This window comes from Picosynechococcus sp. PCC 8807 (genome assembly GCF_001693295.1).
Taxonomy (GTDB): domain Bacteria; phylum Cyanobacteriota; class Cyanobacteriia; order Cyanobacteriales; family MRBY01; genus MRBY01.
In genome coordinates, this window is sequence record NZ_CP016483.1 from 1,105,481 (window position 1) to 1,130,084 (window position 24,604).

The window sequence follows — 24,604 nt, forward strand, 5'->3', positions numbered from 1 at the left end:
GGTTAGATGACCTCCGGTGCAAGGGAAACAATTTTGGTGAAGTTTTTATCCCGTAACTCACGGGCGACGGGACCAAAAACACGGGTGCCTTTCGGATTGCCTTCTGCATTGATAATGACAGCAGCATTGTCATCGAAACGAATACTCATACCGCTAGCACGGCGGAGTGGTTGACGCGTCCGCACGATAACGGCTCGAACGACATCAGACTTTTTGACACCCATGTTGGGAATTGCTTCTTTAACAACAGCGATAATCTGATCGCCGATGCCACCATAACGACAATTCCCTGTACTCAGAACCCGTAAGCACATCAGTTTACGAGCACCGCTATTATCGGCAACATTAAGATAGGTTTGTTGTTGAATCACGGCTTTACGGTAAGGGTAAAGAAAATAGATTAGGGTCAACAGTTAGTGAAAACTATTGGTTGAGGATTTCGGCAATGGTCCAGCGCTTGGTTTTGCTGGTGGGAGGGGTTTCGCGAATACGAACGCGATCGCCAACTTTGCACTTATTTTCCTCGTCGTGGGCTTTAAAACGCTTAGTCTTAACCACGATTTTTTTGTATTTCGGGTGGGGAGAGCGGTTTTCTACAGCCACAATCACGGTTTTATCCATCTTGTCGCTGACGACCATTCCCACTCTTTCTTTCGTAGCCATACGAGATTCTGTCTCCTACTTTTACTGAGCTTGGAGTTGTCTTTGGCGCTCGACTGTCATCAACTGGGCGAGACGGTGACGAGCATGCTTGATCTCATGGGTTTTCTCCAGGCGACCAGTACCTTGTTGGAGACGGAGGTCAAACAATTGTTTCTTGACGGCAACGATTTCGTCAGCAAGCTCTTGGTCATTGAGTTTGCGAGCATCTTCAATCTTGGGTAAAGGCATGATTTAGATATACTCCTCGTTGCGGGTGATGAACTTGGTTTTAATCGGCAGCTTTTGGGCCGCAAGGCGCATGGCTTCACGGGCGATCGGCTCAGCGACACCATTCATCTCAAACATGATCCGGCCAGGCTTAACCACAGCAACCCAGAATTCAGGGTTACCTTTACCAGAACCCATACGGGTTTCTGCCGGACGCATGGTGATGGGCTTATCGGGGAAAATTCGGATCCAAATCTTACCACCCCGCTTGATGTAACGGGTCATCGCACGACGGGCGGCTTCAATTTGACGGGCGGTAATCCAACTGGGTTCAACGGCTTGGAGCGCGTAGTCACCAAATTGAATGTTGTTGCCGCGATACGCCATTCCCCGCATGCGACCGCGATGCTGCTTCCGGAATTTTGTACGTTTTGGACTTAGCATTGTTTCCTAAAGGGTAAACAGTGAGGGTAGAAAATTAAATTGCCAGTAGTTGGGCAATTTATTGTTCGCTACGGTCTTCAAACTGCTGACGTCGGGATTTACGACGGGGCAGAGGGGCAGCATTAGCGGCAGAAGTTTCTTCTTGACCCGGAATAATTTCGCCTTTGAAGATCCAAACTTTAATCCCAAGAATTCCGTAAATGGTTTGGGCAGTTTTGTAAGAGTAGTCGATGTCAGCGCGGAGTGTGTGTAGGGGAACACGTCCTTCACGTACCCACTCTGTTCGGGCAATTTCTGCACCGTTTAAGCGACCACTTACTTGGATTTTGATCCCTTGAACTTCCGCTCTTTGGGCCCGTTGAACGGCTTGGCGAACAACCCGACGGAAGGATACCCGTCGCTCAAGTTGCTGAACAATATATTCAGCGATGAGGGCAGCGTCGGCGTCAACACGGTTAACTTCGACAACGTTGATGCGGATTTGGCGCTGATCGCCAAGGACATCCTGGAGACCCGTTCTGAGGGCTTCGATACCAGAACCACCACGGCCAACGACAACACCGGGCCGGGCAGTGTGAATCTCTAGGTCAACTTGATCGGCTTTACGCTCGATCAAAACTTTGGAGATACCAGCATTATTGAGGTTTGCATCAATGTGCTGGCGGATTTTGTAGTCTTCCTGCACGAGGGCAGGGTATTGTTTGGGGTCGGCGTACCAACGGGAGAGGTGCTCTTTTGTAATCCCCAAACGGAAACCAACTGGATGAATTTTCTGTCCCACGGTTTGTTCCTTTTGATGTTTACGATCTACGACAGGTTAGGAGTACTATTCGGCAGCACCAGGGGCCACAGCAACGGTGATGTGACAGGTGGGCTTACGAATTTGATAAGCACGTCCTTGGGCCCGGGGGCGGAACCGCTTCAACACGGGGCCAGCATCAGCAAAGGCTGCACTGACAACGAGATCGGCGGGGTCTAACCCTTCGTTATGTTCCGCATTGGCAACGGCAGATCGTAAAACCTTCAGTACAGGTTCACAAGCGCGATAGGGCATAAATTCGAGAATGATCAAGGCTTCGCGGTAGCTACGGCCACGAATCTGATCGAGGACTCGTCTGACCTTAATCGGAGACATCCGAATATAGCGGGCGATCGCCTTGACTTCAGTTTGAGTATCGATAGTCATTGTTTTCTTTAACCCTTATCGACGTGCTTTCTTATCACTCTTGGCATGGCCCTTGAAGGTCCGTGTGGGGGCAAATTCTCCCAGCTTGTGACCTACCATTTGCTCAGACACAAAAACAGGCACATGTTGGCGACCGTTGTGAACGGCGATCGTGTGACCCACCATCTGAGGCAAAATTGTCGATGCCCGTGACCAAGTTTTAATAACTTGTTTATCACCGGAAGCATTGAGCTTCTCGATTTTTTTTAGGAGGCTGTCCGCGATGAACGGACCCTTTTTCAGTGAACGACCCATAGTTTCTTACAGCGTGTAATGAACAAAAATAGATAATTAACGGCGACGGCGCACAATCAAAGAGCTACTTTGCTTCTTCTTCTTGCGAGTCTTCTTACCGAGGGCAGGTTTACCCCAAGGCGTCACAGGACCACTGCGACCAATGGGTGCTCTACCCTCACCACCACCATGGGGGTGATCTACCGGGTTCATAACACTACCGCGGACTTGGGGCCGACGTCCCAGGTGACGGGTTCTCCCCGCTTTCCCAAGCTTTAAGTTCCGAGCTTCGGCGTTGCCCACTTTGCCAATGGTGGCGTAGCACTCTTTGCGAACCATCCGGACTTCCTTGGAAGGCAGCTTGATGGTGACATAATCACCTTCTTTAGCGACCAATTGGGCAAAAGCACCCGCAGAACGAACCATCTGGCCACCACGACCAGCATAAAGCTCGATATTGTGGATTTCAGTACCAAGGGGGATTTTGTAGAGCGGTAAAGCATTGCCGATTTCGTAGGGCGCTTCTTCCCCAGCGATAATCGTGTCACCGACGCCAAGGCCAGCTGGTTGCAGGATATAGCGTTTTTCGCCATCTTCGTACTGCACCAGGGCGATGCGAGCATTCCGGTTTGGATCGTACTCAATCGCAATCACCTGGGCGGTCATATCCCGCTTGTCGCGGCGAAAATCGATCAGACGATAAAGGCGCTTGTGGCCACCACCCCGGTGACGGCACGTGATCACACCACGGTTGTTACGGCCTTTCTTGCGGTGTTTGTATTTGGTAAGAGATTTTTCCGGTTTGGATTTGGTAATCTCCGAAAAGTCAGAGACCGTAGCCTGACGAGTTCCCGGAGTATATGGTCTAAATGAACGAATACCCATGATTTATTCAAGTGAATGACGACTATACTTCTGGGAACAATGTGATTGTATCCCCTTCTGCCAAGGTGATGACTGCCCGCTTGTACTGGGGTTTGAAGCCCATAAAGCGACCGACGCGCTTTTTCTTGCGGGGTGGCCGACTGGTGTTGACCTTAACAACTTTGACTTCAAACAGAGTTTCAATGGCTGCTTTGATGTCGGTTTTTGTTGCTTTGAGAGCAACATCAAACACATATTTGTTGTCTTCAAGCAGAATTGTCGCCTTTTCACTAACAATGGGCTTGAGAATTAGATCAGCGAGGTCACGGGTTGGAATCCGGCTCGCGGTAGGCATTCTACTAGTCATTGTAAACCTCCTGGATTTTAGCCAGTGCTTCGGAGGTGACTACGATTTTGCCAGCGTTGAGAATATCAAAAATATTCAAACCATCGGCAGGAACCATTTTCACAGAAGCAATGTTGCGGGCAGAGAGATATACGTTGTCAGTCATCTCAGCGAGTACAAGGAGTACTTTTTCACCGGATGCGACGCCCCAGCGGGTCATGGCATTGACCAACTCTTTGGTTTTGGGAGCGGCAAATTGCTCGGCAAAGTTTTCAACGACGATGAGATCTTCGTTCCGGCTGTGGAAAGCGGTACGGAGTGCTAAACGACGCTCTTTGCGGTTCATTTTGAGATTGTACTCTTTGGGTTTGGGGCCAAAGATGACACCGCCACCTTTCCATAATGGGGAACGGATTGAACCAGCTCTTGCCCGGCCAGTTCCTTTTTGACGCCAAGGTTTGCGTCCACCTCCACGGACTTCTGCACGGGTTTTCGTGGAAGAAGTTCCCTGACGTGCGTTATTTAGCTGACGTACAAGGGCGCGGTGGACAATATGTGCGGCATTTTCTTCTTTGGCAACTTTGAAGTCGAGGTTGGCTTGGCCAACTTCTTCTCCTTGCCAATTTTTTACTGCGCAGTTAACCATAGTGATGAAGTATCGGATTATCGGTTATCAGCTAATGAAATAAATAAAGTTGTGGTTTTTCGTAAAGGGGTTGCAAATGGCGATCGCCACGCAAGCCCAATTACTTTTGGCCCACAATATTGCTCGGAGCAATACTTAATAAATTGCCGGCTTTGCCAGGAATTGCACCTTTGATCAGCAATAAATTCTTTTCTTCGTCAACGCGAACGACTTCGAGTTTACGGACGGTGATCTTGGTTCCACCATAACGACCCGCCATGCGCTTACCGGGATAAACGCGACCGGGAGTCGTCCCTGCACCGGTAGAACCGGGGAGACGGTGGTTCTTAGAACCGTGGGTCATGTTGCCTCGCTTAAAGTTATGGCGTTTTTGATAACCAGCGAAACCACGACCAATGGTATTTCCAGAAACATCGACAACTTGGCCGGCCTCAAAAATATTCGCGGTGATCGCTTGGCCAAGTTCATAGCCAGAAACGTCATCGAGGCGATATTCCTTGAGGTGGCGGAGGGGGGCAGCATCTGCTTTTTTGAGATGCCCCAGTTGAGGCTTCGTTAAGTTCTTTTCCTTAACGTCTCCGTAGCCGATTTGCACGGAGGTGTAGCCATCTGTTTCGGAGGTTTTGATTTGGGTGACGGTACAGGGCCCTGCTTGGACAACGGTAACAGGAATCGCAGTTCCGGTTTCGTTATCAAAGATTTGGGTCATACCGAGTTTAGTACCGAGGATACCGAGTGACACGGAACAGAGACCTCTATCTACTAATAGACAACATTAAAAGGTGAGTAGAAATAATATGAACCGCTCCCGAAGGAGTTGTGGTTCTTGTCTTCTACTCTTGGATATTCAGAGTGTTTTATGGCTCTGAAAGGTTTTTGCCTACAGGTAGGTGTGCTACGTTTTACCCAAGACTTAAAGCGCTTGCTTCAGTATCTTGCTGTAACTGCAGGAGGGGGGCTGTCGCTTGAGGCGATCGCCTAAAAGTTGTGACCGGAAAATGCAGCCTGAGGGAAGCCTGTTTCTGGGTTGAACCGATGCGACGAACAAGGGGGCAGGGGTTCTATGCTTCGTTAGGAAACTTCGTATAACTGGTTACATTTAGCCACAAGCGAGCATTATAGGCGGAGAAAGTGAGCCTTGGCAAGGGGCACATCAAAAAAACATGACAGTTCTTAATTCTTGAGACAGAGATTGACGCTTTGAAGGAGATTTTTGGGAGTTCAAGGAACCAGGGGCGATCGCCAATGCTGTCTAGGATCGAGGCCAGCATAAAGTGTTACGATTGCCACAGAACGAAGAAAAGTGATCATAAACAAAAGGACAACACGCAATAATGCAAGAACATATTCAGTCGATTTCTTTCGATGGGCGAGAAATTCGACTAAAAACAGGTTTGTTTGCGCCTCAGGCCGGCGGGTCAGTTTTAATTGAATCAGGAGATACAGCGGTTTTAGTCAGTGCAACGACAGCCCCTGGCAGACAAGGAATTGACTTTCTACCTTTGTTGGTAGATTACGAAGAACGGTTATACGCAGCAGGACGAATTCCCGGTGGTTATCTAAGAAGAGAAGGCCGCCCCCCAGAACGGGCAACGCTCATTTCGCGCCTCATTGACCGACCGATGCGCCCGCTATTTCCCCAGTGGTTGCGGGACGATATTCAGATTGTCGCTACAACGCTCTCCCTCGATGAAGAGGTGCCGCCGGATGTTCTCGCTGTGACGGGGGCTTCTGTGGCCACATTGCTCGCGGGTTTACCTTTCTACGGGCCGATGGCTGCCGTCCGGGTTGGTCTGGTGGGGGATGATTTTATCCTCAATCCCACCTACCGAGAAATGATGAATGGGGATTTAGACCTCGTAGTTGCTGGCACTCCCGACGGTGTGATCATGGTTGAGGCCGGAGCCAATCAGTTGCCAGAAGCGGACATGATCGAGGCGATTGATTTTGCCTACGAGGCGATCCAAGAGTTGATCGAAGCCCAACGCGCGCTGATGAAGGAACTTGGCGTTGAAATGGTCAGCGCTGAGCCACCTGCTAAGGATGAGGAACTCGAAAAATTCATTGGCGATCGCGCCACGGACAAGATCAAAAAAGTCTTGAGTCAATTTGATCTCGATAAAAATGGTCGCGATGCCGCCCTCGATGGAATCAAAGCAACAGAAATCATTGAGGCCATCGAAGCTCTGCCGGAAGATGCACCACTGCGGCTGAAAACCACAGAAGAACCGAAGCTCATTGATAACACCTTCAAGGCGCTGACGAAAAAGCTGATGCGGAGCCAAATCGTCGAAGATGGGGTTCGGGTTGATGGTCGTAAATTGGATCAAGTGCGCCCCATTTCCTGTCGCACTGCTGTATTACCGAGAGCCGTCCATGGTAGCGGTTTATTTAACCGAGGTCTGACCCAAGTTTTATCCATTGCTACCCTTGGAACGCCCGGTGATGCCCAAGAGATGGACGATTTACATCCCTCCGACGAAAAGCGCTACTTGCACCATTACAATTTCCCCCCCTACTCCGTGGGTGAAACTCGCCCAATGCGATCGCCTGGCCGTCGAGAGATTGGTCACGGGGCCTTAGCTGAGCGAGCTTTATTACCTGTTCTCCCCCCCCAAACGGAATTTCCCTATGTGATTCGGGTGGTTTCTGAGGTGCTTTCCTCCAACGGTTCTACCTCCATGGGCTCTGTCTGTGGCTCTACCCTGGCTCTGATGGACGCTGGGGTACCCATTGCCAAGCCCGTGAGTGGTGCCGCGATGGGACTGATCAAAGAAGGCAAAGAAGTCCGCATCCTCACCGATATCCAGGGGATTGAAGACTTCCTCGGCGACATGGACTTTAAGGTTGCCGGGACAGCGGACGGGATTACGGCCCTCCAGATGGACATGAAGATCACTGGCCTAGCCGTTGAAGTGGTGGCAGAAGCGATTAAGCAAGCGTTGCCCGCTCGTCTCCATATCCTCGAAAAAATGACCGATGTCATTGCCGAGCCGAAGGAATTGTCCCCAGCCGCTCCCCGTCTACTCACCATTAAGATTGATCCTGATTTAATTGGGATGGTCATTGGCCCTGGTGGCAAAACCATTAAAGGGATTACCGAGCAAACCCGTGCCAAGGTGGATATTGCCGATGACGGTACCGTAACGATTGCCTCCTCTGAGTCGGAAAATGCCGAGAAAGCCAAGCGCCTAATCGTAAACATGACTCGCAAGCTCAACGAAGGGGATGTGTATTTCGGTAAAGTCACCCGCATTATTCAAATTGGTGCCTTTGTGGAAATTATGCCGGGGAAAGAGGGCATGATCCACATTTCGCAACTGGCAGAAGGTCGCGTGGGCAAAGTCGAAGATGAAGTTGCTGTCGGTGATGAAGTGGTGGTTAAAGTGCGCGAAATTGACAACAAAGGACGCATTAATCTCACCCGCCTAGGGATCCATCCTGATGAAGCGGCCGCCGCTCGGGTTGCTGCTCAATAAAAATATAAAACATCACTATTTTCTGGTGTTTTAATTTAATGTAATTTCCCTCAAGTGACTTGGGGGATTTTTTTGTTTGGCACCAGAATTTATCGTTGTCAAATGGTCGGAAGAATAGATTAACCGATCAAATTGTTTCAAGGTAAGAAATTTTCAACAAAAGGTTAAGATTAGACTTTAAGCAAGTGTAATTTTCAGGGAAGCTAAATTAGATACAAGCTGGTTTGCTAGAAACTGCCACACTCTAGGGTAACCATCGCGATCGCTTTAAAGTTATTCAGGGTGTGGATCGTCCCCACGCTGCACCTCAATTTTCCCAAACCCCTTTTCAACGGGTGACAACTGGGTCAATCTTTTTTCTAATCACTATAGTGATTGCGATTTGTGGCTATATGTTGTTTGGCTGGACTACCCTAGAATCCTTTTATATGGTGGTGATCACGGTGTTTGGGGTGGGATATGGAGAAGTCAACCCCCTGGAGACAACACCAGAGAAGCTCTTTACAATTTTTGTCATCTTAGCGGGGACATCAGCGGCCATCATTGACTTCAAAAAAAGATCTGGATATGATTTAAGGCGTTATCATTGTGTGAATTAATCAATTAGCTGTTGCCATGAATGTAAAAAAACTAAGCCTATATCTTTTCTCTATCAATTTAGTGACTAGTTTTTTTGCTGTGGCTGCAGCAGATGAAGTCAACGAATCTCTGATAGGAAATTCTACAGATGCCAATGCTTTCGACTTAGAAAATAGTGCTCAGATACTGATTTCAGATATTGTTGAGCAGGAAGATGCCGATACTCAAGAAGAAACAGTCACAGGGAATCGAGTCATTGAATATTCGACCAGTCCTTTCGAGGCTAATTTTTTAGAGCCTGCAACTATAGAATCAGCAACTACATTGCCTTCAGGCGTTCTTGATCTTAGTTCTGGATTTATTGTCTATCCTACTAATTCAGAATCCACTGGTGTGGGGTTACAAGTATATTATGGTTCTATTGAATATGGTGTTACGGACAGATTACAAATAGGTGCGGATGTCTCATTTTTTGATGATGTTTTAGGTGATAGATTTAATGGAGAAAGAACTAATCTAACTTTTTCATCTGTAGCACCAAATGTTAAATACAAACTGATCGAAGAGCCTTCCTATAGTCTTGGAATTGTTGGTTCACTTGAATGGATACAAGTCCGTTCCGAAAATGGTTTATTCAGTGAACAAGGTACTTCTGCCCGCCAAAAAGATAATGTTCTGGCTGGTACCATTCAATTACCAGTGACATATAATATCTCCGAAAATGCTCAGTGGCATGCAGTGGCTGGAGCGACGATTTTCCCTGAGACCGTTAATGGGGGAGATTTCTACGGTACTTTCTTTAATGTTGGTACAGGGATAACTCTTCAATTAAGCGAAAGATTTGGTTTGCTAGCGGACATTAATTTTCCGATTGGCTCTTCTGGCGGCAATAGCGTCAATACAGACGGTAGTATTAGCGAAAAAGTGGTTTGGAATGCTGGTTTTAGTTATTTGCATAGTCCGAACCTCGCCTTGGATTTTTCAGTGACCAACCGGCTAGGCACCACGCCAGCAACTAAGTTACTAACCTTTCCACCCAATGGTGATGAAGTAGGAGCTCTATTTAAGCTTAGATATACACCTGATCTTGCTCAAACCTATCGGGGGAACTTTGGAGATAACCCTTTTCCTCCTATGACGTATCGAGAGAAGCAATTACTATTTGATGGCATTCTTCTTAGTAGTCCCACCACTGTTCGTAAAGGCATGATTCTTTTGGATGGTGGCATTACTACTGATGGAGATAGTGGTGGCGCACAGCTTAGTTTTGGTCTCAGTGATACTGCTCAAATAGAATTTCTAGCTTCGCAATTAGCAGATAATGATCAGCCGTTACAAAATAATTTTAAATCTGGTGTTGCGACTAAACTTAATTTTTTGAATCAGGCCCAAGGTGATCCCTTTTCCTTAGGTTCGAGAATTGCACTTGTATTTCAAGATGGTACCGATTCCTTTTTAGGAGATTTATCTTTTGCTTATTCTCCCAATGATATGATTAGTTTTACGTTAAATCCGAAAGTAGCGTTATTTTCTGACGAGAGCATTGTTGGTGCAGGTTTAGGTGTTAATTTACAGCTGTCTCCCGGCCTACAGTTAATTGGGGAAGTAACTCCTATGCTTAGTGATGATCCCTTTGTTTGGGCAGCTGGTGCGCGTTATTTATTTCCCAAATCCAATTTTGGTTTAGGAGTTTATGGTACCAACACCTCAGGCAAAGGAAATATTGGTAGCCTAATTCGTCAATCTGATGATGATGTGAGCGTTGGTTTTAATTTAATGTGGTTATTAGGTGGTGGTAGAAGTGATTAAACATGTCTTATGAAATCGTCTCTATACTTCTAAAAAAATGACTGATGTCATTCATTTTGAGTTAAAGGAATTGTTTCTGGCAGCCTCGTCTACCCGCTGCCAAAACTGAGCCCAATTTTCTACATTTTATCCCCTAAGTTTAGCTGCAGAATTCAGGATAAATACTGTCATTTTTCAGAGTTTTTACTTAACATAAAATCCTCAAGCGGCCTGGGGTCTTTTTTTATTTAATACCATTATCTATCCCTGTAAAATCACCAGAAGAATAAATTAATCAATTTTCTCCGGAGTAAGAAATCCCGAACAAAAAGTTAAGACTAGATTCCAGAAAACTACGATTTTCAGGGAAGCTAAATTAGATACAAGCTAGATTAAAAGAAACTGCCATACTCTAGGGTAACCATCGCGATCGCTTTAAAGTTATTCAGAGTATGGATCGTCCCCGCGCTGCACCTCAATTTTCTCAAACCCCTTTTCAACGGGTGACAACTGGGTCGATCTTTTTTTTAATCACCATTGTGATTGCGATCTGCGGCTACATGCTGTTTGGTTGGACGGCCCTAGAATCGTTTTATATGGTCGTGATCACGGTGTTTGGGGTGGGATATGGAGAAGTCAAACCCCTGGAGACGACGCCGGAAAAACTATTTACGATTTTTGTCATCTTAGCGGGGACATCAGCGGCCATCTATGGGGTGGGAGGATTTGTGCAAATGGTGACAGAGGGAGAGATTAATCGGGCGTTTGAGGCAGAAAGACAACGTAAAAGCATTTCCAATTTAGAAAGTCACATTATTATTTGTGGTTTTGGTTATATTGGCCAAATTCTAGCCCAAAAACTCGAAGATTCGGGGCAAGCTTTTGTGGTGCTCAGTATTGATCCAGAACAGTTGGCGATCGCCGAACAGCGGGGTTATCTAACCAAGGAGGGAGATCCGGCAGATGAGCTGATTTTGCAGGGGTTAGGCATTCGGCGGGCCAAGGCTTTAGCAACGGTGCTTGATAGCGATGCCAGCAATGTATTTATTACTTTGACTGCCCGGGAATTGAACCCAGAGTTAATGATTTTGGCGCGGGGGGAAGTGCCCAGTACCGAAAAAAAGCTCCGGTTAGCAGGGGCAAACCACGTCATTTTGCCCGCCAGTGTCAGTGGGGCAAGGATGGCTAATTTGATTACGACACCACCCGCAACGGATTTTTTTAGTCAGTCTTCTCAACAGGAACAACTGAATGATCTTTTGCAACAAATTAATGTGCAGATGATCGAGTTGGCGATCGCCCCCCAATCATCCCTCGTGGGGAAAACAGTCCGGGAGCTAGAAATTCGCGGCAAAGGGGCTTTTATTGTGGTGGCTTTACGGCGATTTCAAGGCGATTTTATCACCCATCCGAGTCCAACTTTAATGTTAACTTCTGGGGATATTTTAGTGGTTTTGGGTCACGAAGAAGACATTCCTAAATTTGCCCGGTTTTATCAATTATTTCAACCTAAATAAGCTTTTTTCCTCAGCAAAATTAATTTAATCTCGATGAATTATCCGTTCCTAAGGAAACCCATTACTTTATGATTGATCAATTGTGGTTGCTAATTTGTGCTGGTTTGGTGCTGTTGATGCAAGCTGGCTTTATGTGCCTCGAATCTGGCCTGACCCGCACAAAAAATAACATTAATGTGGCTGTTAAAAACCTCTCCGATTTTGGTCTGTCAGTGATGCTGTTCTGGGGAATTGGCTATGGTCTGATGTTTGGGTTATCTCAGTGGGGGGGGATCGGTGGGAGCAATTTCTTTTTGGGCACGACTGGGAACCCCGAAGAAGCGGCTTTTTTCTTGTTCCAGGCGATGTTTTGCGGTACGGCCACAACGATTATTTCGGGGGCGATCGCCGAACGCCTCAAGTTTGAAGCCTACATCATCATTGTGATCCTGGTGTCGGGGTTTATCTATCCGGTTTTTGGACATTGGGCCTGGAACGAAGCGGGCTGGTTGCGACAACTGGGATTTCTGGATTTTGCGGGCAGTACGGTGGTGCATAGCATGGGGGCTTGGGTGAGCCTGGGCACCTTGCTTTTAGTCGGGGCTAGGGAAGGGCGATTTACCCCCACAGGAACCCAAAAAATCCAAGGATCGAACTTGCCCTTTGCCGTTTTGGGGGCGTTGCTGTTGTGGGTGGGCTGGCTGGGATTTAACGGGGGAAGTACCTTCGCTTTTAATGACCAGGTGCCCCAAATTATTACCAATACAGTGCTGGCAGGAACTGCGGGGATGGTGACGGCGATGCTCCTCAGCCAATGGTACCTCAAGCGCTCAGAGGTCGAGGAAATTATTAACGGTTCCCTGGCGGGACTGGTGGCGATTACGGCTTGTTGCGATCTGGTGTCGAGTCCCTTAGCGGTGGTGGTGGGGATAACGGCGGCGGGGGTGGCCCGGTGGGTGTCGAGTCTTTTAAAGCGCTACAAAATTGATGATGCGGTGGATGCGATCGCCGTCCATGGGGGGGCCGGACTCTGGGGCACCCTCTGTGTCGGGTTATTTGGCAATGTTGAAGCGCGCCATAGTCAACTGTTGGTACAACTCTTGGGGGTGGCGATCGCCCTTGCTTGGGGGACGGGGCTGACTTGGCTAATTTTGCAACTATTGCAGCGGTGGTATCCTTTGCGGGTTTCCCCGGAAGCCGAAGCCCTGGGTTTGAATATTTCTGAACATGGGGCCAAAACCGATGCCTACGAACTCTTTCAGGTAATGGATCACCAGGCCGCCACCCAAGACTTGACCCTGCGGGTACCCGTGGAACCCTTTACGGAAATTGGCCACATTGCCACTCGTTACAACCAAGTGATCGACGCCCTGGAACAAAATCACCGGGAAAATGCCGAATCTCTAGAGGAACTTTATACAATCACCGCAATGGCCGTGGCCGCCATTGAGCACCAAAATTTTGACCCAGATTTGTTTGCCAGTTTTGGCGATCGCCCCGATGAATTGGGCATTTTAGGCCGCTCCCTCCAACAGTTGCTCCAGACCATTAACCAGCAAACAGCGGCCCTCGAACAACTACAGCAGCAACAACAAACGACCCTGAAGGCGGTACTTGGAGAAATTTTCCAGCAGCGGTTTGGGGAACCGAGCCTCACCTATCAAGGACAATTACCCGATTTGCCCCCGGCGCTGACCATGGCCGAAATCACCCACATGGCGATCGCCACCACCAGCTTTGGGGAATTTTTAACACAAGTGCAGGCTATCAACATTGCCCCCAGTGAAAATCAGCCAGTTGCCGCAGATTGGAGCGATTGAAAATATAAATTCACCAAGTCCTGAAACACTGACAAAGCCTCTACCCCTGGGCCTGCCTTTTTCCGGGAAAATTAAACCATAGGTCTTTTCGGAGAATTGTTAGCTGTGGTCATCGATGCTCAGGATCGTTACGAAGCGCGTACCCAACAAATTGCTAGGGAGTTAATCGCTGCCACCAGGGAAAAACGGTCATTTTTCTCGAAAATCCAAGACCAGATGCGCCTGGACGATAAATTGCTGGGCTGGGCCATGGAAAATCCCCATTTGCGGGTGCAACTGTTTCGCTTCATTGATGTGTTGCCAGCCCTCAAGGACAATACGGCGATCGCCCAGCATCTCCAACAGTATCTAGGGGATGAGTCGGTGGAGTTACCCGGAGCCTTAAAAAAAATCCTCAATTTCACCGAACCCCATTCTCCTCCGGCACAGATTGCGGCCGCAACCATTAGTAAATCCGTGGAAACCCTCGCGTTTAAATATATTTCGGGGGAAAACGTCAAGCAGGTGCTAAAAACCGTTGAACGTCTGCGTCGAGACAAAATGGCGTTCACCATTGATCTCTTAGGCGAGGCAGTGATCACCGAATCAGAAGCCCAGAAATATCAGCAAACTTACCTCGATTTAATGGCGGATTTGGCGGCAGCGGCAAAACATTGGCCTAAGGTCGATGCCATTGATGCGGCGGACGGTGATGATCTCGCCAAGGTGCAAGTATCTGTAAAATTGACAGCGTTTTATTCCCAGTTTGATCCCCTCGATCCGGCGGGCAGCAAGGAGAATGTGGCGGAACGGGTGCGGCTATTGTTACGCCATGCCCAGGAATTGGGGGTTGCGGTGCACTTTGACATGGAGCATTACGAATATAAAACGCTGACACTGCAAATTTTGAAAGAGGTTTTGCTGGAGGAGGAGTTCCGTGATCGCAGTGACATTGGCGTGACTTTACAGGGCTATTTGCGGGATTCCTATGCAGATTTAGAGGGTTTAATTGAGTGGGCCAAGGAACGGGGTACCCCTGTCACTGTCCGTCTTGTGAAAGGGGCTTACTGGGATCAAGAAACGATTACGGCGCTGCAAAACCACTGGGAACAGCCAGTTTTCAACGAAAAGGGCGCGACGGATATTAATTACGAACGCATGACCCGGCTGCTGTTGGAAAATCATCAATTTCTCTACGGGGCGATCGCCAGCCATAATGTGCGTTCCCAGGCGGTGGCCTGTGCGATTGCAAAAGAACTGAATATTCCCCGGCGTAATTTTGAATGTCAAGTGCTGTACGGCATGGGCGACCAAATTGCGAAGGCGTTGGTAAAAGAAGGTTATCGGGTGCGGGTATATTGTCCCTACGGCAAAATTCTACCGGGCATGGCCTACCTAATCCGGCGTTTGTTGGAGAATACCGCCAACAGTTCTTTCCTCCGCCAGAACCTAGAAGAGCGTCCCGTTGAAGAATTAATCGCGCCCCCCACTGGTGATCTCAAGGCAACGATTCACGACCTTGATAGTAGTCATCTGCAATTTGCCGGGGCTGCCAACGTTGATTATGCCGAGCCAGAACTGCGGGATAAGTCCCAATTTGCGATCGCCGAGGTGAAAAAACAGTTTGACAAACGTTATCTGCCCTACATCAACGGAGAATATGTACAAACCGAAAATTTTGTGGACTCGGTGAATCCTTCCCGTTCCACAGAATTCATTGGTAAAGTTGGTCAAATTTCCCTAGAGCAAGCAACGGAGGCGATCGCTGCCGCCAAAGCCGCTTTTCCCGCCTGGAAGAAAACCCCAGTCTCGGAACGGGCCAAAATTCTCCGCAAAGCTGCCGACATCATGGAAGCCCGTCGCCACGAGTTGAATGCGTGGATTTGTCTAGAAACGGGCAAAATCCTTAAGGAAGCGGATCCAGAAGTCTCCGAAGCCATTGATTTTTGTCGCTACTACGCCGACGAAATGGAGCGTTTGCACCAGGGTTATACCGTTAAACCCGATGATTTATCCCAGGTACAGGGCTTCAAAAAATACGATGTTTGCGGCGAAACCAACCGCTACCATTACCAACCGCGCGGCCTTGCGGTGGTGATTTCTCCGTGGAATTTCCCCTTTGCGATCGCCACGGGGATGACCGTTGCAGCCTTGGTGACGGGCAACTGTACCCTCCTCAAACCCGCTGAAACCTCTAGTGTGATCGGCGCAAAGATCGCGGAAATCCTCATTGAAGCGGGGATTCCTAAGGGTGTCTTTCAGTTTGTACCAGGACGTGGATCCACCGTAGGCGCAGCGATGGTTAAACATCCCGATGTGCATCTGATTGCGTTTACGGGTTCCCGTGAAGTGGGTTGTAATATTTATGCCAATGCGGCGATCGTCCAACCGGGCCAAAAGCACTTGAAGCGGGTCATTGCCGAGATGGGCGGCAAGAATGCAATTATCGTCGATGATAGTGCCGACCTCGACCAAGCGGTGGCGGGTGTGCTTCATTCGGCCTTTGGCTATAGCGGTCAGAAATGTTCGGCTTGTTCCCGTGCCATTGTGATGGAAGCAATCCACGATATTTTTGTGGAACGTTTGGTGGAGGCGGTGAAATCAATCCAGGTCGGTGAAACGGATAATCCGAGCGTCAAGATGGGGCCGGTGATTGACGAGGCAGCCCAAGCGAAAATTAAGGACTACATCTTGAAGGGCAAGGAACAATCAAAAGTCGCCTTTGAAACGGCAGTTCCCAACAATGGTTATTATGTGTCCCCAACTATTTTCACTGATGTACAAGCGGATCAGGCGATCGCCCAGGAGGAGATTTTTGGGCCAGTATTAGCGGTGATTAAAGTCAGTTCTTTCGATGAAGCCCTAGCAGTTGCCAATGGTACGGACTACGCATTAACCGGGGGCCTTTATTCCCGGACACCGCAACACATCGAGCGAGCAACGGAGGAATTTGAAGTGGGAAATCTCTATATCAACCGAGGCATCACGGGGGCGATCGTGGCCCGTCAACCCTTTGGCGGCTTCAAGATGTCTGGTGTAGGTTCTAAAGCGGGCGGCCCTGACTATCTCCTGCAATTTCTAGAGCCACGTCATGTGACGGAAAATGTTCAGCGTCAAGGCTTTGCACCCATCGAAGGCGTTGATTAATTCATAAAAGTTATATCGTCCTTCTACTAATAAGTGGGAGGGCGATAGTTTTGCAGAATTTTAATTATTAACACGCGAGCCTTATGTATTGGAAGCAAATTTTCATCGATTTTCTCCCCATGAGAAATTTTATTTCTATTTTTTCTTAATTCATTAAACACCTGAATGTCGTCATCGTTAATGTTTTCCCATTTAAGAGCGATGCACCATATAAAACGTGAATATATAGATTTTGCATTTTGATATTCATTGTTTTGCTGATTAGGGTCTCTCTCTTTAGAAAGAAATTGATTGGCTGATTGTTGGAATCTATCTGAAATGTAACTTGATAGTTGAGTAGATTGAGGTTGAGCAATATTTTTGAAAGTTTGATGTATGTGACTCTCAATAGCAAGGTAGTAATAAAGAAATTTTTTTTAATTATCTTTCTCTTGTGTTCCAAGATCAAAAAAATGTGCAACATTACCATATAGATTTTGACTTATGGGACCTAGATTTTGGATTGTTCGCAATATTTCCTCAGGGACAATCCTGTAAGCGGAGTAACCTTCTCCACTCATTTTCAATGAAAGATCAATTAATATTTTTTGATCTCTTGTATGAGCGAAAACTTCTCTAGATAGAAATTTCAAGCTAATAGAAGAGTTGGGCGGTGAAAAAGCAGTAGTTAATGTTGTTAATAATTCTGGGATATACTCTTTGTCATGAGCATCAATATTTTTTCTGGCATCAACAAAGCAATTATATGTAATTATTTTTCCTTCTTCCTCTTTCCAATAACCTCGATTACACGTTTCATATTCAGGAGATGAATTTAATATTAAAAGATAAGTCGAAGACGAGTTTGGATCAAAACCCAAAGAGAAAGACTTGTCGCAGACCAGGCTAGAGATAATTTCATTGATAGTTTTCCCACTACAAATACTAAATGAGATTTGTCCTACAGACTGAAGAAGTGATTGAGGTTCATAAGATAAATTTTCTTCTAGTGTAATTCCTTGGATATCGTAGATCCTCAATGATTTGAAAGATGCCTCGATTTCGTGATTTCCAGAAAATCGACTAAATCCAATATTTTGTAACATCCTGCTTGAAATTTCCATAAAATTTATTTTATTTTTCCCAATTAGCAAAATTGTATTAGCAACCACTAATCTTGTAGAGTGTATTAAATAAAATACAACACGCTTTTTATTATTGTGATTGATGCGTTACACTGCGCTAACACATTCTACTTTTGATGCGGAAAATGGGGGCGATCGCCGTTCAGGAGTGTAGAGAGAAAAGCGATCGCCTGTTTTTGCGGGTCACGAGGATCGTTAACGTAAATAAGAATGTTCGTATCAACCGCGTTCATGCAACATCTCCCGCGTAAACCGAGGAGCATCAGAAGGGATAGGAGTTTCTTGCATCCGTTCTACAAGTTGCATTAGAAAGTTTTGTCGAGCGGCAAGGTCAGTGATTTTAGGAGGAATAACTTGAGAGGATTGCACCAAAAGCTCCACTTCAACGCCTTCAGGCAAGTCACAATCTGTCTGAAGGATAAACGTACCACTTCGATAAACGGCTTTTATGACTTGGGACATGGGGAAACTCCTTCTGTAAGGCAGGCAACCTTGCGAATAACGACTCAAACTACTGACATAACATTATTTTAATCCAGATACTAATATAGATTTACTGAAACTGCTCATCATAAAATACATGCCTCAAAATTCGGAAATAAATGACGACTTGCGTCCTGAATATGACTTCACACAGATGCCGATTGTGGCACGTGGACAACGGCGACAAAAACAAACTGAGACAGTCGATTTAGTACAGAAATTAGAGAATTTAGAAAAAGAGGTCAGTGCCCTCGAACTTGCTGGAGATATTGTTGGCTGCGTTGAGGCTCCAGAAGACTTAGCAACCAACAAGGATTACTTTGCAGATTTTGGTAAATAAACGGAAGTTCAGTCATGTGGAGAGAGAGAAGGGGGCGATCGTGGCCTGTCAACCGTTTGGGGGCTTTAAGATGTCCGGTGTAGGTTCTAAGGCGGGAGGCCCTGACTATCTCCTGCAATTCCTAGAGCCGCGCCATGTGACGGAAAATGTTCAGCGTCAAGGCTTTGCTCCTATTGAAGGCGTTGATTAATGACCAGAAGAATGGCTCTAAAGCCCCGTCTTAACTTCAGCAAGTTCAGTCACCTTCTAGGACAGCTTTCTGGTAAAGAGCATTGGGAGACCCTAAACGGACATGGAGAGATGATAAGGCTAATTGTGTTGCAACCCAGCTAAGTATCAAGAAATTTTCAACCGTTTACGGCGGGAAAGTATGTCAACTTTTTACTGGAGTGTTCAATGAACGGTCATCCATATCGGCAACATTTGAACGTTGTTTTCCCTTGTGAATATGACCATTTTTGACCGTGTGGGAAAATGCGCCGTTAAGACCGACAAGCATGGGGTTTGGCAACCATAAACCTCCACTTTTCCACCATTACATCTTGAGTACGACCGAGCCGCGTCCTAGGGGTGGGGCATAATATTGGGGATATGTTGCCCATCACGGGGTTGCCACAAGGGAGTTGCAAAATCTGTAACCCAACGCTGGTCTCTATTTTTCTCACCTAAGCTGTAACTATGCGCCCTAGTCTCCAAGCCGTTCCTATCCCTGCGTCTTTTGCGGATTTGCCCCTGGCCCAGCCCCCCGATGGTCAGCAGCTAGAGAATATTAAAAGTCATCTGGACTTGGTCTTATTGGCGTTGGAGTCCTTAGCGGGCCTGAGTTCAGAGGCGATGTTACAGGCGGCCAAAGAGCTAAATTTAGAGGCAGTCATCGGCGATCGCGTTACCTTATGGCGACTGCGACAGTCCAACCCCCTCCGGAAAAGTAGTGGGGGCCGCAAAAAATTAGACGTCGAAGAAGCCCGCTCTTTGGTGTTGATCATCTGCCATTTAGCCCGCCAGCAGCAGGATGACATTCGCCGCGCCTGCGCTCTCCTGGAACAGATGACCGAACAAGGCCAGGAACCCCACCGAGCCGCCCTTTTAGGGGATTACCTCGATAACTTTAGCAATACCTACCAAGAACGCATGGAGGAAGGGGAGGCGATCGCCTCAGCCTCTTTAGTGGGACTCGCTCTGAAATTACTGATTGATTTGCTGTTCTATGGGGCAAAAAATGGACATCGACGCCTCTGGTTAGCATTAATCGATCAAGGCAAAACCTAGAGACTTGACCTAAACTCCACCCTTGATTTTTTCTCTTTTTTACTCAATTCCCCCGTAGTTTGTTTTCGTTCTTAGATGGTTCCTATGCTCTCTCCCACCCTCACCCGTCGCTATACTCCCCCCACCTGTAGCCTGGAAGTGGCAGCGAAAACCTCGGCCCTCTCCCAGTGGACAGGGAAGCCGCTGATTAAAGAATTGAATTTTGAGTTGAGTTTTGATGATCCGCGCCTTGGCCCCGACCAGCGCATCGTCATCAAAGGCGATCGCCCCCAATTGGATGCCCTCGCCACCGCCGTCAATGACTATGTCCAAGGGTTTCTCCAAGACCTCAGTCCCGACTTAGAATGGCTGCCCCAAGCCGCCTCTGCCTATGGCTACCACAACACCCCTGGTCAGACCGTCGCCACCCTGCCCCAACCCCAGCTTGTCACCCAGGGGCTTTTGTCCCATACCCTCCACCTAGGTCGCCTAGCAACCAAGGAATCTGGCCCGACCCTCCAACTCAACGCTACCCAACTCCATGACCTGGCGGAGGCCCTCGAAACCTACCAGACGGACATGGTGGCCTTACCCAGCCTCACTGCTAACCAACAACGCCGGACTGTCACTCGCTGGGGGGCGATCGCCGCGTCTTTTCTCCTCGTGGTGGGGATTAGTAACGCCGTTTGGCAACAGCAACAAATCCCGGAAACCAGTAGTGCCCTAAACCTCGAAGCTACGGATGAAGCGGGCAACCAAGTAGAGCTTATCCCTCCGGATCCCCACGCCTCCTATACCTTCTCGCCAGTGCCATCCGCAGCCGATGCGCCCCTAGATGACCCACGAGTTGCCCCCCAAACCGTTGATCTGACTCAACCGACGCCAGGGGAAACCACGACTGCAAATCCGGCTCCCCCAGCCGCATCCCCCCCTAGTCCCCCTAGTAATGCTCCGGCCCCGATCACAGCTACTGCCCCCAGGGAGAACACCAGCCTGAGCGTCGCCCCCAGCTTTGGGGGACAAATGGCCAAAACCACCGCTGCCGATCAAGCAGAACAATTTGCTGATGCGCCCCAGCAAGAGGCGATCACCCTGTCTCCCGCCAATGCCCCAAGGCTAAACCCCGAACAGCGAGTTGAACGTCATTTTCAAACCCAGTGGCAGAGTCCCGCTGACCTCGGTGAAGTGTTGGAATATCGTTTAAAGCTCAGTGAACAAGGGGCCATTGAAACGGTCTTTCCCATTGGTAAAGCCGCCGAACTGTATCAATCCCAACTTGCTTTTCTCTCTGTGGGTCGCAATGTTGGCGCTTCTTTTCCTGCTGAAAGTCGGACATTTCGCCTAGTTTTAAATCCCGATGGTCGTGTCCAGGCTTTTACCGAAGCGCCCCGCTAAAAACAGCCTTGGTAAAGGGGAAGTTAAATTCGCGATAAGCCCAAAGAAATACGCAAAAAAGCGGCCTTAGCTCCACTATGATCGTGAATAGGCGGGCATTGGCTCGTTTTTAGAAATTTATTTCGAGAGTTCAGAAGGAACTAAATCATGATGGCGCATTTTGACTTATTTAGACATGACCACGACACCCAGGATTTCGCGGCGGGCACTGTAATTTTTAGCGCAGGCACCCCGGGCGATCTGCTCTACATTATCCAAACCGGGGAAGTGGAAATTCAGTTTCAAGGGCAACCCTTGAGTGTCCTCGGTGAAGGGGAAGCTTTAGGAGAAATGGCCGTCATTGAGCCGGGTTCCCCCCGCAGTGCGACGGCGATCGCCAAAACGGATTGTCGCCTCGTGGTGATTGACCAAAAGCGATTTACGTTTCTCATCCAGCAAAATCCCTACTTTGCCATCGAAATCATGAAAACCTTAGCCGAGCGTTTAAGTCGCACGAACCAAAAGCTAGAGGCCCAGGGTTAGGGACAGTCGTTAACAAAAGTGCTTTGCGGTTGGATCTTGCTGAGAAGATTCACTGAGAAAAACCGCTCAAATTTATCCCCTGGGAAATGGCAGATCAGGGGGCACCACATTGATAAACATCACTGTAGTAGCCAGAAACCCAAACTTGTTCAGAAGCGCGGCAGTTTGACAGAGGAATCGGTTCAAAGAGGTTAATCGACCATAATTCAAAGGGCGTTTGGGAAAATTGAGCGCTGATTCTGTCTAAATCGTCAGTGTAAGCTGCTGGCGTATCTTGTTTTGGTACAAAAGCAAAAAATACAGGACGTTCTAGGGCACGTCGTTGCTGTTCCCAGGCGATCCCCATCATTTCGCCAATTTGCACGGTGCTTTCCCGGGGGAGCACCATCAGTACAGGTTGGGTTGCTGTTGCGAGTCGGTCAACGATTTTGTCGGGGTGGTAGTACTTTTGGTAGCCCCAATCATGGACGACAGTTAAGGCACTACAAAAACTAATCAACACCATAAAGGCGATCGCCTTTGTCCCAGATTTCACCTGGGGAAACCGAGTCCCCATCGTTTCACCCCCTAGACAGCGAATATTCTCCCGCTGCCAAAAATAGCTCAGGCCAACGGCTCCCAAGAGAATTACCGCCGGAAAATACACAAAACTGTAACGGGCACCACGGGTAATATCGATGCCGAGGCCAAAACTGAGCACCCCAAAGAGCCCCCAGGCAGCCCCCACAAAACGACAGAGAAAAAATAACTCATCCTGAAACTGAGGCACTGTGCTCTGGGCCTTGATGCCTTGTCGCCACAGGGTCAAAAAACGAATACCCACCACGATCATCACCGCACCACAGACAATTACCGTCGGCAAAAAATCCACCTCAATGGGCAACAGCATCACCATCGTGACAACGGTCGCCAACAACTGAAAGACCGGACTGAGCCATGCCAGCCAATCACTGCGATCAAGGCGAATCCAGCTAGTCATACTCGTGCCATAGCTGTCGGGGAGTACTTGGGTTTTCCAGATCAGCCCCAAAAGCCCCACTGTCAGAATGATCGTTCCTAAACGCCACCATTGCTTCGGAATCGGATATTTGCGGTAGGTCACCATCCACCACCCCAGGGCGATCGCCTCGGCCAGAAGCGTCAGAACAAAAAAGTAATGCACTAACAGCCCCGCCCCACAGAGGACAATCCCCACAAAAACTTGCCCCCAGGACAGCGCCTGCCGGGTCTTAATTTGGCGCAGCACTAGGAAACTAAATCCCAAGGAAGCGATCACAAACAGACCAATTAATGTATAGTGACGAGCTTCCTGGGCCAGGTAAATATCAAAGGGCGAAAAAGCCATCAAAGCCGCCGTAAGTTGGGCAATTTTTTCCGACTGAAAGAGCCACTTTGCCAAACCATAAAGCGATCCAATGCCTAACAAACTAAGCAGCACCGAGAGGAGACGCACCCCATCAATGGAAATGTACCCCCCCATCTCTAGGGGAAATAGGCGCTGCCAGAGGTTAACCACCATGAAATACAACGGCGGGTGGTTATCGTAATGGATCAAAAAATGGGCCGCTTCAGTGACCCCTTGGTCTGGATAGCCGAGCAGGGGCGCTAAAAGCTCTTTCCCCGTGAGAATTTCGTCGTAGGGCAGTTGATTATAATTTTCGGCGCGACTGTAGAGGAGGGTCGCAAATTCATCGGTCCAAGAGGGTTTTGCACCAAGGTTTGTCAGGCGAATAATCCCGCCTAAAATTACCCAAAACCATAATAAAAAAACGGGCAACGTTTTGCTTGAAATAATATTTTTTGGGGAGGTATTTAAAAAGAATTGCAACTTAAAAATAAAGCCTTAACTAAAATGAACGGCAAGGGGATGCAACCCCAAGGAAGTCTTTGTCTTCTCGCAATGGTGAACGATATTAGCAGACCGCAGCGATAATTTCGACGATGGCAGAAGCGTGACAAAACTTGTTAGGATGTGGTTTTTATCCATTAAAATCCTTTTGTTTTTTCACCATGGAGGTTACGAGTGAGTCATGAAGTCCCAATCCCCCGAAGCGCTACTATTAGTGGATGGTTATAACGTCATTGGTGCTTGGCAGGAGCTTAAGGCAACCCGCGATCACCACGGCCTTGAGATGGCACGGGACGAATTGATTGAAGTTTTAATTAACTACGCCTCCCACAACTGCTACCAGACAAAAGTCGTTTTTGACGCCCATTACCAGCAGACCCCTAGCCAAGAAGAAGAACATACGCAATTTGTTTCCGCTTACTACACCGCTTTCTCGGAAACTGCCGATACTTACATCGAAAAAGCCTGCGCCGCTTTTCGGCACGACTATAATACGCCCCGACGGGTAATTGTGGTGACCTCTGACCAGGCCCAACGGCATACGGTGGTGGGTTATGGGGCGGAATGGATGTCTTCTTTAAAGTTGCAATCGGATGTGGCCGCCGCCAATCGACGTTCTCGGGATCATCGCAAACGTCAACGCCAGCAGCGACGGGGGCAACTCTTAAATAGTCTTGATCCGAAAACCCAACAGATTTTACGTCAGTTACGCCACGGCCTCTAGGG

The 24,604-nt window shown here is 48.1% G+C and carries 27 protein-coding genes; 12 read left to right on the forward strand and 15 right to left on the reverse strand.

Annotated features, from left to right (window positions below):
- Nucleotides 1-2 precede the first annotated feature (2 nt).
- The 11 genes from rplN to rplC form a co-directional block, all read right to left on the reverse strand.
- On the reverse strand, nt 3-371 hold the full coding sequence (rplN, locus tag AWQ24_RS05370; RefSeq protein ID WP_012306680.1) for a 50S ribosomal protein L14: 369 nt from the start codon (nt 369-371) through the stop codon (nt 3-5).
- Between the two features lie 52 nt (nt 372-423).
- Complete coding sequence (gene rpsQ, locus AWQ24_RS05375) at nt 424-663, reverse strand: 30S ribosomal protein S17 (RefSeq protein ID WP_012306681.1); 240 nt, start codon at nt 661-663, stop codon at nt 424-426.
- Between the two features lie 21 nt (nt 664-684).
- Entirely contained in the window at nt 685-891 is a 207-nt protein-coding gene (gene rpmC / locus AWQ24_RS05380; RefSeq protein WP_030006188.1) for a 50S ribosomal protein L29, read from the reverse strand.
- Nucleotides 892-894: 3 nt separating this feature from the next.
- Entirely contained in the window at nt 895-1,314 is a 420-nt protein-coding gene (gene rplP, locus AWQ24_RS05385; protein ID WP_012306683.1) for a 50S ribosomal protein L16, read from the reverse strand.
- 58 nt (nt 1,315-1,372) lie between these two features.
- The gene (gene rpsC / locus AWQ24_RS05390; protein ID WP_012306684.1) at nt 1,373-2,095 is read right to left on the reverse strand and encodes a 30S ribosomal protein S3; all 723 of its coding nucleotides are present in this window, start codon (nt 2,093-2,095) and stop codon (nt 1,373-1,375) included.
- 45 nt (nt 2,096-2,140) lie between these two features.
- Nucleotides 2,141-2,500 carry a 50S ribosomal protein L22 gene (gene rplV, locus AWQ24_RS05395; RefSeq protein WP_030006189.1) on the reverse strand — a complete coding sequence of 120 codons (360 nt, stop codon included), beginning with the start codon at nt 2,498-2,500 and terminating at the stop codon, nt 2,141-2,143.
- 15 nt (nt 2,501-2,515) lie between these two features.
- Nucleotides 2,516-2,794: a 30S ribosomal protein S19 gene (gene rpsS / locus AWQ24_RS05400; RefSeq protein ID WP_012306686.1), complete on the reverse strand. Its 279-nt coding sequence runs from the start codon at nt 2,792-2,794 to the stop codon at nt 2,516-2,518.
- Nucleotides 2,795-2,830: 36 nt separating this feature from the next.
- Nucleotides 2,831-3,658, reverse strand: a complete 828-nt coding sequence (gene rplB, locus AWQ24_RS05405; RefSeq protein ID WP_030006190.1) for a 50S ribosomal protein L2 — start codon at nt 3,656-3,658, stop codon at nt 2,831-2,833.
- 22 nt (nt 3,659-3,680) lie between these two features.
- On the reverse strand, nt 3,681-3,992 hold the full coding sequence (locus AWQ24_RS05410) for a 50S ribosomal protein L23 (RefSeq protein ID WP_065716197.1): 312 nt from the start codon (nt 3,990-3,992) through the stop codon (nt 3,681-3,683).
- A gap of 4 nt (nt 3,993-3,996) precedes the next feature.
- A complete protein-coding gene (gene rplD, locus AWQ24_RS05415; RefSeq protein ID WP_012306689.1) occupies nt 3,997-4,629 on the reverse strand; it encodes a 50S ribosomal protein L4 in 633 nt (210 codons plus the stop codon).
- Between the two features lie 100 nt (nt 4,630-4,729).
- Nucleotides 4,730-5,371: a 50S ribosomal protein L3 gene (gene rplC / locus AWQ24_RS05420; RefSeq protein WP_012306690.1), complete on the reverse strand. Its 642-nt coding sequence runs from the start codon at nt 5,369-5,371 to the stop codon at nt 4,730-4,732.
- A 592-nt stretch (nt 5,372-5,963) separates the two neighbouring features.
- Between rplC and AWQ24_RS05425 the strand changes: the two genes are divergently transcribed.
- From AWQ24_RS05425 to pruA, 6 genes are all read left to right on the forward strand, one after another.
- Entirely contained in the window at nt 5,964-8,108 is a 2,145-nt protein-coding gene (locus tag AWQ24_RS05425) for a polyribonucleotide nucleotidyltransferase (RefSeq protein WP_065716198.1), read from the forward strand.
- Between the two features lie 335 nt (nt 8,109-8,443).
- Nucleotides 8,444-8,707, forward strand: a complete 264-nt coding sequence (locus AWQ24_RS05430) for a potassium channel family protein (protein ID WP_315862328.1) — start codon at nt 8,444-8,446, stop codon at nt 8,705-8,707.
- A 16-nt stretch (nt 8,708-8,723) separates the two neighbouring features.
- A complete protein-coding gene (locus AWQ24_RS05435) occupies nt 8,724-10,496 on the forward strand; it encodes a hypothetical protein (RefSeq protein ID WP_065716200.1) in 1,773 nt (590 codons plus the stop codon).
- Between the two features lie 431 nt (nt 10,497-10,927).
- Nucleotides 10,928-11,992 carry a TrkA family potassium uptake protein gene (locus AWQ24_RS05440; RefSeq protein ID WP_065716201.1) on the forward strand — a complete coding sequence of 355 codons (1,065 nt, stop codon included), beginning with the start codon at nt 10,928-10,930 and terminating at the stop codon, nt 11,990-11,992.
- Nucleotides 11,993-12,060: 68 nt separating this feature from the next.
- Nucleotides 12,061-13,791: an ammonium transporter gene (locus tag AWQ24_RS05445; protein WP_065716202.1), complete on the forward strand. Its 1,731-nt coding sequence runs from the start codon at nt 12,061-12,063 to the stop codon at nt 13,789-13,791.
- A gap of 105 nt (nt 13,792-13,896) precedes the next feature.
- Nucleotides 13,897-16,917 carry an L-glutamate gamma-semialdehyde dehydrogenase gene (gene pruA / locus AWQ24_RS05450; RefSeq protein ID WP_065717312.1) on the forward strand — a complete coding sequence of 1,007 codons (3,021 nt, stop codon included), beginning with the start codon at nt 13,897-13,899 and terminating at the stop codon, nt 16,915-16,917.
- 416 nt (nt 16,918-17,333) lie between these two features.
- Here pruA and AWQ24_RS16215 read toward each other — a convergent pair whose 3' ends face one another.
- The 3 genes from AWQ24_RS16215 to AWQ24_RS05460 all read right to left on the reverse strand — a co-directional run bounded on the left by AWQ24_RS16215 (nt 17,334) and on the right by AWQ24_RS05460 (nt 18,503).
- Entirely contained in the window at nt 17,334-18,068 is a 735-nt protein-coding gene (locus tag AWQ24_RS16215; protein WP_157096830.1) for a hypothetical protein, read from the reverse strand.
- An 80-nt stretch (nt 18,069-18,148) separates the two neighbouring features.
- Nucleotides 18,149-18,274 (reverse strand): hypothetical protein, encoded by a 126-nt coding sequence (locus tag AWQ24_RS16655; RefSeq protein ID WP_257784385.1) that lies wholly within the window; start codon nt 18,272-18,274, stop codon nt 18,149-18,151.
- A complete protein-coding gene (locus AWQ24_RS05460) occupies nt 18,261-18,503 on the reverse strand; it encodes an antitoxin family protein (RefSeq protein ID WP_065716204.1) in 243 nt (80 codons plus the stop codon). Before AWQ24_RS05460 ends, AWQ24_RS16655 begins: the two co-directional genes overlap by 14 nt.
- A 118-nt stretch (nt 18,504-18,621) precedes the next feature.
- On the opposite strand from AWQ24_RS05460, the gene AWQ24_RS05465 reads away from it, so the two are divergent.
- The 5 genes from AWQ24_RS05465 to AWQ24_RS05485 all read left to right on the forward strand — a co-directional run bounded on the left by AWQ24_RS05465 (nt 18,622) and on the right by AWQ24_RS05485 (nt 22,029).
- Nucleotides 18,622-18,864, forward strand: a complete 243-nt coding sequence (locus AWQ24_RS05465) for a hypothetical protein (protein ID WP_152550967.1) — start codon at nt 18,622-18,624, stop codon at nt 18,862-18,864.
- A gap of 16 nt (nt 18,865-18,880) precedes the next feature.
- On the forward strand, nt 18,881-19,054 hold the full coding sequence (locus AWQ24_RS05470; protein WP_157096831.1) for an aldehyde dehydrogenase family protein: 174 nt from the start codon (nt 18,881-18,883) through the stop codon (nt 19,052-19,054).
- A 488-nt stretch (nt 19,055-19,542) separates the two neighbouring features.
- The gene (locus tag AWQ24_RS05475) at nt 19,543-20,133 is read left to right on the forward strand and encodes a DUF3038 domain-containing protein (protein ID WP_065716206.1); all 591 of its coding nucleotides are present in this window, start codon (nt 19,543-19,545) and stop codon (nt 20,131-20,133) included.
- Between the two features lie 84 nt (nt 20,134-20,217).
- The gene (locus tag AWQ24_RS05480) at nt 20,218-21,507 is read left to right on the forward strand and encodes a DUF4335 domain-containing protein (RefSeq protein ID WP_065716207.1); all 1,290 of its coding nucleotides are present in this window, start codon (nt 20,218-20,220) and stop codon (nt 21,505-21,507) included.
- Between the two features lie 147 nt (nt 21,508-21,654).
- Nucleotides 21,655-22,029 (forward strand): Crp/Fnr family transcriptional regulator, encoded by a 375-nt coding sequence (locus tag AWQ24_RS05485; protein WP_083993496.1) that lies wholly within the window; start codon nt 21,655-21,657, stop codon nt 22,027-22,029.
- 94 nt (nt 22,030-22,123) lie between these two features.
- Here the strand turns inward: AWQ24_RS05485 and AWQ24_RS05490 are convergent, their stop codons facing one another.
- The gene (locus AWQ24_RS05490; RefSeq protein ID WP_065716208.1) at nt 22,124-23,806 is read right to left on the reverse strand and encodes a glycosyltransferase family 39 protein; all 1,683 of its coding nucleotides are present in this window, start codon (nt 23,804-23,806) and stop codon (nt 22,124-22,126) included.
- Nucleotides 23,807-24,059: 253 nt separating this feature from the next.
- On the opposite strand from AWQ24_RS05490, the gene AWQ24_RS05495 reads away from it, so the two are divergent.
- The gene (locus tag AWQ24_RS05495; protein WP_065716209.1) at nt 24,060-24,602 is read left to right on the forward strand and encodes an NYN domain-containing protein; all 543 of its coding nucleotides are present in this window, start codon (nt 24,060-24,062) and stop codon (nt 24,600-24,602) included.
- Nucleotides 24,603-24,604 lie beyond the last annotated feature (2 nt).

Bases quoted from the DNA above. Each gene is read 5' to 3' on its own strand.
- rpsQ (WP_012306681.1), bottom strand. From the start codon at position 663: ATGGCTACGAAAGAAAGAGTGGGAATGGTCGTCAGCGACAAGATGGAT.
- rpmC (WP_030006188.1), bottom strand. From the start codon at position 891: ATGCCTTTACCCAAGATTGAAGATGCTCGCAAACTCAATGACCAAGAG.
- rplP (WP_012306683.1), bottom strand. From the start codon at position 1,314: ATGCTAAGTCCAAAACGTACAAAATTCCGGAAGCAGCATCGCGGTCGC.
- rplV (WP_030006189.1), bottom strand. From the start codon at position 2,500: ATGACTATCGATACTCAAACTGAAGTCAAGGCGATCGCCCGCTATATT.
- rpsS (WP_012306686.1), bottom strand. From the start codon at position 2,794: ATGGGTCGTTCACTGAAAAAGGGTCCGTTCATCGCGGACAGCCTCCTA.
- rplB (WP_030006190.1), bottom strand. From the start codon at position 3,658: ATGGGTATTCGTTCATTTAGACCATATACTCCGGGAACTCGTCAGGCT.
- AWQ24_RS05410 (WP_065716197.1), bottom strand. From the start codon at position 3,992: ATGCCTACCGCGAGCCGGATTCCAACCCGTGACCTCGCTGATCTAATT.
- rplD (WP_012306689.1), bottom strand. From the start codon at position 4,629: ATGGTTAACTGCGCAGTAAAAAATTGGCAAGGAGAAGAAGTTGGCCAA.
- AWQ24_RS05425 (WP_065716198.1), top strand. From the start codon at position 5,964: ATGCAAGAACATATTCAGTCGATTTCTTTCGATGGGCGAGAAATTCGA.
- AWQ24_RS05435 (WP_065716200.1), top strand. From the start codon at position 8,724: ATGAATGTAAAAAAACTAAGCCTATATCTTTTCTCTATCAATTTAGTG.
- AWQ24_RS05440 (WP_065716201.1), top strand. From the start codon at position 10,928: ATGGATCGTCCCCGCGCTGCACCTCAATTTTCTCAAACCCCTTTTCAA.
- AWQ24_RS05445 (WP_065716202.1), top strand. From the start codon at position 12,061: ATGATTGATCAATTGTGGTTGCTAATTTGTGCTGGTTTGGTGCTGTTG.
- AWQ24_RS16655 (WP_257784385.1), bottom strand. From the start codon at position 18,274: ATGAACGCGGTTGATACGAACATTCTTATTTACGTTAACGATCCTCGT.
- AWQ24_RS05460 (WP_065716204.1), bottom strand. From the start codon at position 18,503: ATGTCCCAAGTCATAAAAGCCGTTTATCGAAGTGGTACGTTTATCCTT.
- AWQ24_RS05465 (WP_152550967.1), top strand. From the start codon at position 18,622: ATGCCTCAAAATTCGGAAATAAATGACGACTTGCGTCCTGAATATGAC.
- AWQ24_RS05475 (WP_065716206.1), top strand. From the start codon at position 19,543: ATGCGCCCTAGTCTCCAAGCCGTTCCTATCCCTGCGTCTTTTGCGGAT.
- AWQ24_RS05480 (WP_065716207.1), top strand. From the start codon at position 20,218: ATGCTCTCTCCCACCCTCACCCGTCGCTATACTCCCCCCACCTGTAGC.
- AWQ24_RS05485 (WP_083993496.1), top strand. From the start codon at position 21,655: ATGATGGCGCATTTTGACTTATTTAGACATGACCACGACACCCAGGAT.
- AWQ24_RS05495 (WP_065716209.1), top strand. From the start codon at position 24,060: ATGAAGTCCCAATCCCCCGAAGCGCTACTATTAGTGGATGGTTATAAC.